A 13,139-nucleotide genomic window follows, 5' to 3' on the forward strand; every position below is an offset into this window, starting at 1 on the left:
CATTATGGCTGCTTTGAGCGAGGAGCGGACCTGATACAGTTAGGTGTTCATTCCCGTTCTTCAATCCAGCTCACAAGCCCTGCCAACTGAGTTTCTGAAAATACCACAATACCATGCTCGGAGAGCAGTGATGCCGCCACTCCCATACCCGATTTACGCTGATTACTGAAAGAACCGTTATAGATAAACTGACTTCCGCACGTTGGACTCCCATCAGTTAACAAAGCAGCAGTACACCCTGCTTCTTGTGCCGCTCGCAGAGCCAGCCAGGCTGCAAGTTGATAATGCTCCGTAACATCCCTTTTAGTATTTTCAATTATTCTGGCTTGTCCACACATTACGTCTTTACCATCAGCCGACATAATCTCGGCAGGTGGTCTCGGAACAGGTAGCCCGGCAGCTAGTTCAGGACAGTGGATAAACAGNGCTGCTCCTGTTGCCAACGAGCAAGTTGATGAGTCATCTGCGCTTTCTCTTTTCCGTTATAACGGACTTTAAGGCCCATCAGGCAGGCACTGACCAGTATTTTATTTATCATTCTTTCTCAGTGTTAAGATGAAAAACGCTAAGGATTGTAACACTTTGCCCGATCCTCATAAATTAAAGGATTTCACGTGGCAATGTCCGCCTCTGGCACTGAGCGGACGAGTTTATTGGGGTGAAGGTCCGCAGTGAGCGAGGAGCGGACGCCCGCATGGCGTAAACAGGCGTCCGATATTTTGAAGTGGACAGATTACTTAACCCGCTTCCCCGCTTCGTCAATAACCTTCTCGCCATCCTCTTTGGTAAACGCTCCTTTCTGACCTTCCGGTAGAATATCCAGCACTATTTCTGAAGGGCGACAAAGACGAGTGCCAAGCGGCGTAATGACTACCGGCCGATTAATCAGGATCGGATGTTGAAGCATGAAATCGATCAACTGCTCATCACTAAATTTCTCTTCATCAAGACCCAAGCGTTCATAAGGCTCAACGTTTTTACGCAGCAAGGCGCGCACTGTAATCCCCATATCTGAAATAAGCTTAATAAGCTCATCACGGGTCGGGGGCGTATCAAGATAATAAATTATTGTCGGTTCGTTGCCGCTGTTACGGATCATCTCCAGCGTGTTGCGTGAGGTGCCACAGGCCGGGTTGTGATAGATGGTAATGTTGCTCATATCAGTATCTCATTACAAAGTGACAGAGAGCCGCCACGCCAGCGCGGCCAGAGTGACAAAAAGCACAGGCAAAGTCATGACAATGCCGGTACGGAAGTAATATCTCCAGGTGATCGTCATATTTTTCTGGGTAAGAACATGCAGCCACAGCAGGGTTGCCAGACTACCAATTGGGGTGATTTTCGGGCCTAAATCGCAGCCAATAACGTTGGCATAAATCATTGCCTCTTTGACGACGCCGGTCGCTGTACTCCCGTCAATCGACAGCGCACCAATTAGCACGGTCGGCATGTTGTTCATCACTGATGAGAGAAATGCCGTCAGGAAGCCAGTGCCGAACGCCGCTGCCCATAAACCCTTGTCTGCCAGCAGATTCAGCACGCCAGACAGGTACTCGGTGAGCCCTGCATTGCGCAGACCATAGACCACCAGGTACATGCCAAGCGAGAAAATAACAATCTGCCATGGTGCACCGCGCAGGACTTTCCCAGTGTTGATGGCATGGCTTCTTTTCGCCACCACAAACAGCACTGCTGCGCCAGCTGCTGCTATCGCACTGACCGGGATCCCCAGCGGCTCCAGAACAAAGAAACCGACAAGCAACAATAACAGGACAATCCAGCCCGCCCTGAAGGTCGCGGGATCTTTTATCGCACTGGCTGGCGTCTTCAGCAGCGAAACGTCATACGTTGCCGGAATATCCTTGCGGAAGAAGAGATGCAGCATGACCAGCGTGGCCGCAATCGCTGCCAGATTCACGGGCACCATAACGAAGGCGTACTGCGTAAAGCCCAGGCTGAAGAAGTCCGCCGAGACGATATTAACCAGGTTAGAAACAATGAGCGGCAGGCTGGCCGTATCTGCAATAAATCCTGCGGCCATGACAAAGGCCAATGTCGTGCCCTGGCTGAATCCCAGTGCGAGCAGCATCGCAATTACAATCGGCGTCAGGATCAGCGCGGCGCCGTCATTGGCAAACAACGCAGCAACAGCGGCACCAAGCAAGACTATCCAGGTAAACAAAAGGCGGCCACGTCCGTTACCCCAGCGAGAGACGTGCAGTGCGGCCCATTCAAAGAAGCCGGACTCATCAAGCAGCAGGCTGATGATGATGACCGCAATAAATGCCGCTGTTGCGTTCCAGACGATATTCCAGACAACAGGAATATCAGCGATATGGATGACATCGGTTCCCAGCGCCAGCGCAGCTCCGATACTCGCGCTCCAGCCAATACTCAGGCCTCTGGGTTGCCAGATCACCAGTACCAGCGTCAGTAAAAATATACTCCCAGCCAAAAACATTGCAGACTCCGTTATATATGCTTATGTAAATATGTCTTCCAGCCTCAGCAGGATGTGCAGGCAGATTTTGCCAGCCATTCACGCACATCCTCCCGCATACACTGCCAGGACGTTGTGATCGTCTCTGCCGCCCATGCTGGCATGTGGGGAGACAGGCGGTAGTGAATCCATTTGCCTTCCCGGCGGTCAAGTACCAGTTCTGCTTCACGCAGAATCGCCATGTGGCGAGAAATCTTGGGCTGTGACTCAGTGGTGGCCGCGCTTATATCGCATACGCATAGTTCGCCGGACTCCCGGAGAAGCATGACAATGGCTAGCCGTGTTTCATCCGACAGGATTTTGAAAAGCTGAACAGGTTGTAGCATTTTTCACTCCGTTCCCTTTAGAATATACATATGGTAAATCATATATATTAATTTTGAAATCATCTGCTCTCTCCGGAGGAGAAAAATGGAACAATTTCCTGCCCTGAATACTGAATGTTTCGATCAACACATCGCTGAACGCCTCCCCCTGCAGGAGCCACCACGGATGCTGATCCTGTATGGTTCAGTAAGAGAGCGCTCCTACAGCCGCTTTGCCGCGGAGGAAGCAGGTCGCCTGCTGACGGCGATGGGCGCGGAGGTGAAACTCTTTAACCCCTCCGGTTTACCCCTGCCGGATGATGCGCCGGACACGCATCCTAAAGTCACCGAGTTGCGCGGTCTGGTCAGATGGTGTGACGGGATGGTGTGGAGTTCTCCGGAACGGCACGGGGCAATGAGCGCAGTTATGAAGGCGCAGATTGACTGGATACCCTTAAGTGAAGGCGCGGTTCGTCCTTCGCAGGGCAAAACACTTGCGGTAATGCAGGTCTGCGGCGGTTCACAGTCCTTCAATGCCGTGAACCAGATGCGTATTCTGGGCCGCTGGATGCGGATGTTTACGATCCCCAACCAGTCCTCCGTAGCCAAGGCATGGCAAGAGTTCGACGAAAACGGACGAATGAAACCTTCGTCATGGTATGACCGTATCGTCGATGTCGCCGAGGAGTTGTTTAAAATCACGCTGCTGCTTAAGGGACAAACCGGTTATCTTGCAGATCGTTACAGCGAGCGAAAAGAGAGCCATCAGGAGCTTTCATCCCGTGTCAATCAGGACAAAATATAACGTATGTTCTTCGTGAATCCATACTGCATGAGGTTAACAACGTCCACATCTGGCACTAAGCAGACATTTGAATTTTCCCCTTTTCCGGACATCTGAACCTGGCTTTAGCATGAATTGCAGTAACTAAACCGAGATGTCCATCTCGGGATTTGGCTTTTGGCCGCATCTACAATGATACTTCTACACCCCGGCCGTGTAAGCGGCCGGAGTATGGATTTAACCCCTGTCAGAATACTCTTTCAGCATGGCGAGGACCGCCCGACGTGCCGCATCGTCTGCAATATTTTCAGGCAGAGCATCAGCACGCAGATTGATATAAGCATCAACAGCCATACTGATGGCCATGCTGACGGAGGCACTATCGTGCGTTGCCAGCGTGGAAATCAGAAGGCCATCAGGATCAATGCCATGGAATTCAATGCGACGAACCCCACGTTGCGGAAGATTTGCTCGACGGTACAGCATGGGTCCCAGCACTTGCTCGCGGAAAAATGACAGCATACCAATCGCTTCAAAGAGTTCGCCTCTTCCCAGTTTGACCACTGCATAATGAAGCCAGATCCATGCTCGGGACTCAAACCATTCCGGCGTCATGTCAGGCCAGTGAGCACAAAATTTTGCCAGTTGTCGCTCCAGAGCAAGGTTGTCACGGGTAAATAACACTGCAGGCTCCTCAACGCGTTGAGTGAGCATTTCCAGGGTGACAAATTTCAGATCGACATGAAGAAGTTCAGGGCCATACAGGCATATAAGCAGGCGAGGCTCTCCGACATGTTCCCCGGTAAAAGCATGTAGCAGATGGCCTAGTGTTCCGGCGAGTTCTCTACGCTGCGCCATGATTTTGTCATAGTGGAGAGAGTCGACGACAACGACAAAATCGAGATCGGAGTATTTATCAAATCCGCCATGAATAATTGAGCCGCCAGCGAGAAGGGAGTGAATCCGCGAATCAGACTGAAATTTAAGCTTGAGTTGCTCTGCAAAACTTCTATGTAAATCGGGTAATGTACTAAGCATACTTTTTCCTGTTCACAAAAAATACAAAGCATTTCAGAATATCGAGTAGTTTATATTCAGGCCAGATATTTTTTTGCAGGAACAGTAATGTCCTTAGAGTGTTTACTTACTTAGCCGCATGTCCACTATTGGCACATAGCAGACTAAGTAGGAAAGCCGTCTACTCGGCATAGACTTTATGCGAACCGAGACCGCTCTATGAAATAGACGGAGCGGAGGCAGAGGTTTGGGTGTTTTCGTCAGGGTTTCACTGACACCAGATGACAGGCATAAAAAAACCAACCGTAACAGGTTGGTTTTTTTGGGAGCTTTGGTCGGCACGAGAGGATTTGAACCTCCGCCCCCTGACACCCCATGACAGTGCACCATTTTAGCGTAAAGTTCCACGCGTTTAATGATGCCACTCAAAGAGCCGCGGCTCCTTTGCGTATCCTTTTTTGTCTCATCACCGTCTGGTCGGTGTGCTGCCGAGACTTCTAACTTCCTGTTTTTATTAGTGCTGTCCTTGCACAGTCCAATCATGATTGGTGGAGCTGGCGGGAGTTGAACCCGCGTCCGAAATTCCTACATCCTCGGTACTACATGCTTAGTCAGTCTTTACATTCGCCTGGCACCTGCGGACAGACACGCCACTACCAGACTAGCCTGATTAGTTTTAACGCTTCAACCCCAGGCAGGGCATCCACGCGATCTCTTTTGGGTTTGACCTCTCTTTGATCCCCGTCTTAAGAGCGGAAGCTAGGGAGAGAGGGCTCAGAGCAGGTTATTAAGCTGCTAAAGCGTAGTTTTCGTCGTTTGCGACTATTTTTTTGCGGCTTTTTACGAGGCCAACCGCCCCTCGGCATGCACCTTGGGTTTCGCGAATCCCGTCGAATCCAGAATCAGCCCCAATGTGTTCTGACGATTATAACAGATTTGTGAGGCCCTTTGCCAGCCGGGTTCTGCTCACTTATCGCTCACGTAGCGCTTCTTTTGCGCGATTGAACGGTTTAATCAGGTAATCGAAGACCGATTTTTCGCCGGTTTTGATATCCACACTGGCAATCATCCCCGGCACGATGGAAAAATGGCGGCCCGCTTTGTTCATCAGATAATCCTGATGCGTACGGATAAACACCCGGTAATAGACGATCTCCGGTTTCACCTTATCCTGAATGGTGTCGGGCGAGATGGTTTCAACCGCGCCCTCCAGCCCGCCATAGATGGCGTAATCGTACGCGGTGATTTTCACCAGCGCTCGCTGGCCGGGGTGGATAAAGGCGATGTCGCGCGGGGACAGCCGCGCTTCAATCAACAAACGATCGTCAACCGGGACGATTTCCATCATTTCGCCGTTGGGCGGGATCACGCCGCCGATGGTCGTCACCTGAATGTTTTTCACGATCCCGCGTACCGGTGAACGCACGGTGAGCCGCGTTACCGAGTCCTCGCGCCCCTTAATAATGGCGGAGAGCATATCCACTTCGGCATTGGCTTTTGACAGCGCCTCCCGCGCCTGCACGTAATACTGCGAGCGCAGGTCGGTGATTTTTAAGCCCAGATCACTCTTCTGTCGTTGCAGTCGCAGCACTTCCACATGGCTGGCGGCGCCGCTTTTTTCCAGCCGCTCGGTGATGGCCAGCTCTTTATTCACCGAGACCAGCGCGGTGCGCAGTTCCGCTTCTGAATCCGTCAACTGCGCGCGGCGGGATTTGAACAGCCGCGTTTCCGAAGCAATCAGTTCTGGCCAGGCGTTGAGCGCGTCGGGGAAAGTGAGAGGGAGATCGTTAACCTCTGCATACAGACGAGCGCTTGAGGCGAGGGAAGCACGATAGCGCGCAGCACTTTCGCCGACGTTTGACTCGGAACGGGTCGGATCGAGTCGTGCGACAATCTGACCGGCTTGCACCTGATCCCCTTCACGTACGGTCAGTTCGGCGAGCACACCGCCGTCGAGCGACTGTAAAATCTGCTCGCGCGAACTGGGCACCACTTTGCCGGTACCGGTCGAAACCTCATCCAGAATGCCGAACCACGCCCAGACACCAAGCGCCGCAAACAGCAGCGTGCTGAGCAGGATGATACGGCTCGAACCAGCGTGCTCGCTATAGCGGCGTGTGCCCGGGTCGTCGATAGCGGCATCATGCAGACTGGTTTTCATTTTTCCACTCCCGTGCATTGGTCTGCGTCGCCATCCGGCTGTTGTTCAGCGCCTGTGCCTTTGGCGCATCCATCACCACCTGACCTTCTTTCAGCACCACCACGCGATCGACCAATTCCAGCACTGGCACACGGTGCGTGGCGACAATCAGTGTGCGGTTGCCCAGCCATTGATTGATGCGCTGAATGAATTCTCGTTCGGTATGGTCGTCGAGTGATGCGGTGGGCTCATCAAGCAGCACGATATTCGGTGAGCGCAGCAGCATGCGCGCGAGCAGAATCGACTGCCGCTGACCGCCTGACAACCCCGCGCCGCCTTCCATAATCAGGTGTTCGAGCCCTTTCTCTAATCGCTTCACAAAGTTGTCCGCGCCGCTGATTTCCAGCACCTCGAAAATTGCCTCGTCGGTGGCGTGCGGCGCGCCGAGCGTCAGGTTTTCGCGCAGGGTGCCGTAAAACAGCCGTGCGTTCTGGCTGAGCAGGCCAATGTTGCGCCGCAGATCGGCGGTGTCGATGTGCCCCATGCTGAGGTTATCCAGCCGCACGTCGCCACTGACGATCTCCATGCCACCCGCCAGTGCCTGCAGCAGCGTGGATTTGCCCGCGCCGTTACGACCGAGCAGCGCAATCCGCTCGCCGCGCTGGATCTCAAGACGTGAAATCCGCAGCGGAATGCGCTGATCGTCGCTGTGATAGCGAAACTGGGCGTTTTCAAGCAGATAGTGGCCGTGAAAAATCTCCTGATGGATGAGGTTCTCATCACGCTGGGTTTCGGTTGGTAGCTGCATAATGCTGTCCAGTCCCTGTTTCGCCGCTTTCACCTGCTGCCAGCGGGCCAGCACGCCGCACAGGTTCGCCATCGGGGCGATCATGCGTGACGCCAGCATCGACGCCGCCACCACCGAACCGGTGGTCAGATCGCCGTCGATCACCATCGGCGCGCCGAACAGGATCACCGCGGTGTACACCAGGCTCTGAATGGTCATCCCCCAGCTGATCAGCCCTTGCGTCAGCTCGCGGGTGCGCAGACCGGACTCCGCAGTGATGCGAATGTAGCTGTTCCACTGTTGCAGAAAACGGTTTTCCGCCTGCATCAGCTTGATGTCCTCCAGCCCCTGCACGCTCTCCACCAGCACGGCGTTGCGCAGGGTGGCTTCGTGGGCGGACTGATTGGCCAGCAACGCCAGCCGCTTTTGCAGCAGCAGGCCAGGCAGCACCATCAGGATTGCGGCGACCGGGGCGATCCACGCGAGCGGCGGAGCGATGATCGCCAGCACAACGATAAACATAAAAAAGAAGGGCAGATCGACGAGGGTCGAAATGGTCGAGGAGGTGATCATTTCGCGGATCTGCTCCAGATCGCGCAACTGTGAAATAAAGCTGCCAGTCGAACGGGGGATCGCACTGTTGCGCAGGCGCAGCGCGTGGCCGAAAACGCGATCGGAAATCCGCATGTCCGCCCGTTTGCCGATCACATCCATGATATAGCTACGCGCCACCTTCAGCAGAAAGCCAAAAATCACCGCCACCAGCACGCCCGCCGCCAGCACGTACAGCGTCGGGGATGAANCCTGCATCGAAAACAGGATCCCGGAGAGCGACAGCACGTTCACCAGAAACGCCGCCAGCATCACCGGGCCGTACGGACGCCAGTCGGTCATCACCAGCGCTTTCATCCAGTCGGGGCTGAAGCGGGTAACGTAGGCGTCGACGCGGCTGTCGCGCAGGGCCGACAGCGGGCGCAGTACGGCGATAAAACGGATCTCCGCCAGCAGCGTATCGAGCGTGATGCGGTTGGTGCGCTGTTCGCTGTCGATCAGGTGGATATCGACGGTGTTCTGACCGTCAAAATGTTCGATCACCACCAGTTGCCCGTCGTTCAGCGAGGCCACTATCGGCAGTCGCCAGTGGGAAATCGCCTCCTGCGACGGCGTCAGTTGATGAAACGACAGCCCCGCCTCGCGCGACAGCTGCGTCAGGGCGGAGTGCATGCTTTTATCTTTAAACCATGGCGCGTTGGCCTGCAGTGTGCCCGGCGAGCAGGCGACGCGGTAATGGGCGGCGACGTGGCTTATCGCCAGCGCCCACTGGCTGAGCGCGCGTTCAGTCAGCAATTCTTCGACGGGCTGGGAAGCGGGGGTCATGGCTGGATCTCCACGGACTGAATGCTGCGGTTTTCAAGCCCGAAGGCATTGCGCAGCCTGCCGCTGTTGTAGAGGCAGTTCAGCTGTAACTGATGGAGCTGGCTCAGCGTCTGCTGTTGGGCGAAGCGCGCCTGAAACACCTCCTGTTCAGCGTTGAGCACGTCGAGCAGCGGGCGCGAGCCGAGGTCGAGATACTGTTGCTGATACAGTTCGCGGGTGCGCGCGCTCAGGGTCTCCTGACGCTGTAACACCTGCAGCGCGCCGAGCAGATTCAGCGCTTCGCTGCGGGATTCCATCAGCTTTTGCCGTACGTCGAGGCGAATGCGTTTGATGCCGGATCGTGCGGCTTCCAGCGCGTGGGTGGCGGCGTTGCGCCGGGCGGTGAGGCCGCCTCCCTGATAGATCGGCATTTCGACTTTGACCCATGTGGAATACTGGGTGCGGTCGAGCGCGTCGTGGCTGGGGTATTTATCGTTCAGGTAATGCTGAACCTGCGGCTCCAGCGAAATGGTGGGGGTCATTTGCGCGTTGGCATAATCAAGATTGGCTTTCGCGACGTTGGCCTGCGCCCAGGCGGCGAGCACCGGGGGCACCAGGCGGTCGTCCGGCTGGGCGATATCGCAGCTTTTGCCGAGTTTTTGCGGAAATTCGTCGCTGATGGCGTTGAGATTGTCCCAGCCGAGCCAGCTCATTAACGTCGCCTGGGTGCTCTCCAGACTGGCCTGATACTGAATCAGTTGAGAGCGTGCTGATTCAATACGGGCGTCGGTTTGCACCACATCGGAGAGGGAGGTGGCGCCTTCGTCGTTGCGCTGCTGCGTCAGTTTGCCGATGGTGTTGAGCGCCTCCAGCTGCTCTCTGGCGATCGCCACCATCTGCTGCCAGGTCTGCACCTGCACCATGGCGATGGCGGTGTCGTGGCCGACGCTGTCGATGCTGACCAGCACATTGGCCTGCTGCTGTGCGACCCCGGCGCTCTCGGCGCGCACCTGGCTGTCGACTTTGCCGAAGTCGTAAAGCATCTGCGACAGCGACAGCACCAGCGACGGGCTAAAGCCGTGATCGAGATAGGTGTTGGAGTAGCCGTTGTTCATGCCAGCGCTGATCTGCGGGTAGTATTTCGCTTTCGCAACGTTGACCTGTTCGGTCTGCGCCCACAGTTTGCCAATCGCTTCGTTGATGCTGGGGTGCCAGTTAACGGCGCGGATCACCGCGTCATTTAGCGTCAGCGTTCCTGGTGGCGCTGCGTCCAGTTTTAGCGTCGGCGAGCCATCCAGCGCGGGAAGCTCTTGCCCGGCCAGCCCTTGCGTCGTAATACGCTGCGGTTCGTCATCGGCCCAGGTCGCCTGCGTCACGCACAGACAGCTCGCCAGCCAGCAGGTAACAGGCAGTAATTTTCCCATAAATTGTCCCTAAGAAAGCTGATTACGTTATTTTCAGCGCCCCGGACGTACGTGCGCCCGGGGCTGCTGTTGGTCTTATCAGGTCACAATGTGGTTCTGTTGAATCAGCTCATCGAGCGTGGTGTGGACGTTCTCCAGCGTCACCAGGTTGGTGGAATGGTGTGTGGCGCCCGTACCGTCGCGGTCGATGGAAATCACCGTGTTGTTACCGCTGCTGGAAACCGTCAGGTAGTTGCCGAGCGAGGCGTTCTGTCCGTTCCAGCCCACCAGCAGGTCGCCGATGTCGATTTTGTCGCCCTGTGCCAGCGTGAAGTTGCTCCAGCTGTCGGTGGTACCGTTGCCGCCGGTGGCATCGTTACTGCTGAGCAGGTGGTAAATCAGCGTGTCTCCGTAAACGCTGCCAACCACTCTGTCGGCCAGGGCGGTGCTCACCGTCTGTGGGTTCATATCGATAGTCAGCGTGGCGCTGTCGGTATGGCCTTTCTGATCGTTGAGCGTGTAGGTGAACGTCTCTTTCTGCGTGATGGATGAAATGGCGACGCCGTTGTTGAGCGCGTAGCTGTAATGCCCGTCAACTCCAATGGTCAGCCTGCCGTACAGGCCGTTAATGGTGGCTTCCCCGCGGTGCTGCCGCCTGCACCGTTAACGGTCAACAGGGTATGAACGCTGGCGAGCTGATCCTCTGCCCCCGTCGAACCGCTGCCGTCAAAAATGTTGCCAGTGACGGCATGGGAGCCTGAGCTTTCAAAGTTATCAAGGTCGATAGTGGTGCCCCTGACGCTCGGCGTGATAGTGATGTTGCCAATGGACAGCGCGCCGACGTTGCCGGTATAGCTCAGCGTGTAGCTGCCGGAATGCAGTTGCAGACCGGGCACCGTGACGTCAATCGCGCCGCCCAGCAACGAACCGCCGCTGAAGTTGCCGCTGGCGACGATGGTGCTGCCGTCTTTTATTGNNAATAGAGCCGTTGCCGGTGGCGGTGGTGGGGTTAAACAGCGACGACGTCCAGGTCACGGTGCCGACGCTGCTGTCGGTAAACGGCTGCGAGGTATCCTGCAACGTGGTGATCGCCATCAGGCTGCTGGTGTCGTTCACCGCATCCACGCCGCGCGCCGTCGGGGTGATATTCAGCGTCGCGGTGCTGGTATCGCCGTTAGCACTGGTGATTTTGTAGACGAAGCTGTCCGGCGTTTTGATGCTGTCAGCGCCAACGCCGTTTTTCAGCGTATAGGTGTAATTGCCCGCCGCATCAATGCGCAGCGTGCCATACAGCCCGTCGAGGGTGGTGGTGCCGGTTGTCAGCACGCTGTGCCCGTTTACCTCGGTGACCGTCACGCCGCCACTGTGGGCGTCGTTGGTCAGCACGTTCCCCGATGTTGACGTGCTAATGCTGTCGACGTTGTAGATGTGATCCGCGAGGATATTCATCGTATAGCCCGTCAGCACCGAAATGCCGCTGGCGGTGTCGAGCAGGAACAGATACTTCCCGCCCGGCAGTGTCAGCGTGAGAGGATCGGACTGACCGCTCAGTAGCGGCGCGTTTAGCCAGTTATCGACTACCCGATACTGTTCATACTGCTGCGTGGCATCGTTGAAGCGATAGATCAGCAGATCCCACGACGAGGCGATCGCCACGCCGCCGACGCTGGACTGCAGCGTCATGGTGCGGGTAGATCCCTCTTCCACATCGAAGATGATCGGGTTGCTGAGATCGTCCAGCACGTTAGCGTTCAGCACGCTGCCCAGGTTGATACCGACGACGGTAAAGCCCCCTTGCGATGAGGGGCCGTTGTTGATCGCCGAAACGTCGGTATCGAACACCAGCGAGGCGCTGTCATCTGCCGCCGTCACGCTGCTGGCCGAGGCGCCCGCGCCAAGGGTGACGACCAGATTCGCCGACGCGATGCTGCCGTTCTGACTGATGGTGTAGGTAAAACTCTCTGTTCTGCCCAGCACCGCTGTGGATGTATCGGTCAGGGTGTAGGTGTAGCTGCCATCCTGATTAATATGCAGCGTGCCGTAATTTCCCTGAATATCAATACCGCCCTGGGGAACGGTGATGATTGTGCCGCTGGCATCGGTGATGGTGGTCACCACCGTACCAGTCGGGGCGTTGTCCTGCCCGCTGTTCGGATCGATATCCGTAATCACGTTGCCGGTTTCGCTGGTGCCGCCAGTGATCGTCCCGGCGCTGGTCTGATTCACCGTCACGTCGAGGCTGGTATAGGAGCCGGTCGCCAGCAGGTCGGTGTTGTAGCTCAGCACACGGTAGCTACCGCCCGGCAACCCTTCCAGATTCAGCGTAACGCCGGACGCGCCGAGCGTCAGCAGGTTGAGGAAGCGCGGATCGGTGGAGTCGGCATACGTCGTCCACATTTGCAGGTTGGTGTCGTACACCTGCACCAGGATCTCCATGGAGCTCAGCAGTGACAGCACCACGCCGGTGCCCGCGGCGTTGATGGTGACGTTGCCGCTGCCACCATCGGCGATGGTAAATTCCACCTGCGCGGTGTCATTCCCCAGTACCGAGGCCACGTTGCCCAGTGCGCCAACCAGCAGGACGCCGTAGTCATCGTAATGCTGTGTGGTGACTTCAGCGGCGGGTTCCANNTGGCTTCGGCGGTGCCGCTGATGGAACTGCCGTCCGCGCTGACCGTTGCCGCTGGCGCGTCAGGCGCGAGGGTGTCCACATTGACACCAAACGCTGACGAAGGCGCGCTGGTGCCGTTTACGTTGACAGCGGTGGCGGTGAAATTATGCGCGCCGTTATCCAGCGCCGTTGACGGCGTAAAGATCCAGTTCCCTTGTGCGTCGGCGGGGGGGGTG

8 protein-coding genes, 1 other RNA gene and 2 pseudogenes are annotated in these 13,139 nt (G+C 56.2%); 1 reads left to right on the forward strand and 10 read right to left on the reverse strand.

What is annotated here, in order from left to right; genetic code table 11:
- Positions 1–47: 47 nt before the first annotated feature.
- From GM30_RS24150 to GM30_RS09595, 4 genes and pseudogenes are all read right to left on the reverse strand, one after another.
- Positions 48–538 (reverse strand): annotated as a pseudogene (locus GM30_RS24150) (2-thiouracil desulfurase family protein).
- A 195-nt stretch (positions 539–733) separates the two neighbouring features.
- Positions 734–1,159, reverse strand: coding sequence for a glutaredoxin-dependent arsenate reductase (gene arsC, locus GM30_RS09585; protein ID WP_049848438.1), 426 nt, complete (start codon positions 1,157–1,159; stop codon positions 734–736).
- 12 nt (positions 1,160–1,171) lie between these two features.
- A complete protein-coding gene (locus tag GM30_RS09590; protein ID WP_049848439.1) occupies positions 1,172–2,461 on the reverse strand; it encodes an arsenic transporter in 1,290 nt (429 codons plus the stop codon).
- Between the two features lie 44 nt (positions 2,462–2,505).
- On the reverse strand, positions 2,506–2,826 hold the full coding sequence (locus GM30_RS09595; protein ID WP_049848440.1) for a transcriptional regulator: 321 nt from the start codon (positions 2,824–2,826) through the stop codon (positions 2,506–2,508).
- Positions 2,827–2,911: 85 nt separating this feature from the next.
- Between GM30_RS09595 and arsH the strand changes: the two genes are divergently transcribed.
- The gene (gene arsH, locus GM30_RS09600) at positions 2,912–3,610 is read left to right on the forward strand and encodes an arsenical resistance protein ArsH (RefSeq protein WP_049848441.1); all 699 of its coding nucleotides are present in this window, start codon (positions 2,912–2,914) and stop codon (positions 3,608–3,610) included.
- 216 nt (positions 3,611–3,826) lie between these two features.
- Here arsH and GM30_RS09605 read toward each other — a convergent pair whose 3' ends face one another.
- The 6 genes and pseudogenes from GM30_RS09605 to GM30_RS25515 all read right to left on the reverse strand — a co-directional run.
- Complete coding sequence (locus GM30_RS09605) at positions 3,827–4,627, reverse strand: hypothetical protein (RefSeq protein ID WP_049848442.1); 801 nt, start codon at positions 4,625–4,627, stop codon at positions 3,827–3,829.
- Between the two features lie 525 nt (positions 4,628–5,152).
- Positions 5,153–5,516: a transfer-messenger RNA gene (gene ssrA, locus GM30_RS24155) on the reverse strand.
- 60 nt (positions 5,517–5,576) lie between these two features.
- The gene (locus tag GM30_RS09610; protein ID WP_049848443.1) at positions 5,577–6,767 is read right to left on the reverse strand and encodes a beta-barrel domain-containing protein; all 1,191 of its coding nucleotides are present in this window, start codon (positions 6,765–6,767) and stop codon (positions 5,577–5,579) included.
- Entirely contained in the window at positions 6,748–8,910 is a 2,163-nt protein-coding gene (locus GM30_RS09615) for a type I secretion system permease/ATPase (RefSeq protein WP_049848444.1), read from the reverse strand. Before GM30_RS09615 ends, GM30_RS09610 begins: the two co-directional genes overlap by 20 nt.
- Positions 8,907–10,313: a TolC family outer membrane protein gene (locus GM30_RS09620; protein ID WP_049848445.1), complete on the reverse strand. Its 1,407-nt coding sequence runs from the start codon at positions 10,311–10,313 to the stop codon at positions 8,907–8,909. The genes GM30_RS09615 and GM30_RS09620 overlap by 4 nt, the downstream gene beginning before the upstream one ends.
- Before the next feature lie 78 nt (positions 10,314–10,391).
- Positions 10,392–13,139 (reverse strand): annotated as a pseudogene (locus GM30_RS25515) (beta strand repeat-containing protein); the annotation flags it as partial.

This window comes from Trabulsiella odontotermitis, assembly GCF_001188485.1.
GTDB lineage: Bacteria > Pseudomonadota > Gammaproteobacteria > Enterobacterales > Enterobacteriaceae > Trabulsiella > Trabulsiella odontotermitis_A.

Excerpts from the sequence above, each read along its gene's own strand:
- GM30_RS09595 (WP_049848440.1), bottom strand. The coding sequence starts at position 2,826 with ATGCTACAACCTGTTCAGCTTTTCAAAATCCTGTCGGATGAAACACGG.
- GM30_RS09605 (WP_049848442.1), bottom strand. The coding sequence starts at position 4,627 with ATGCTTAGTACATTACCCGATTTACATAGAAGTTTTGCAGAGCAACTC.
- GM30_RS09620 (WP_049848445.1), bottom strand. The coding sequence starts at position 10,313 with ATGGGAAAATTACTGCCTGTTACCTGCTGGCTGGCGAGCTGTCTGTGC.
- GM30_RS09610 (WP_049848443.1), bottom strand. The coding sequence starts at position 6,767 with ATGAAAACCAGTCTGCATGATGCCGCTATCGACGACCCGGGCACACGC.
- arsC (WP_049848438.1), bottom strand. The coding sequence starts at position 1,159 with ATGAGCAACATTACCATCTATCACAACCCGGCCTGTGGCACCTCACGC.
- arsH (WP_049848441.1), top strand. The coding sequence starts at position 2,912 with ATGGAACAATTTCCTGCCCTGAATACTGAATGTTTCGATCAACACATC.
- GM30_RS09590 (WP_049848439.1), bottom strand. The coding sequence starts at position 2,461 with ATGTTTTTGGCTGGGAGTATATTTTTACTGACGCTGGTACTGGTGATC.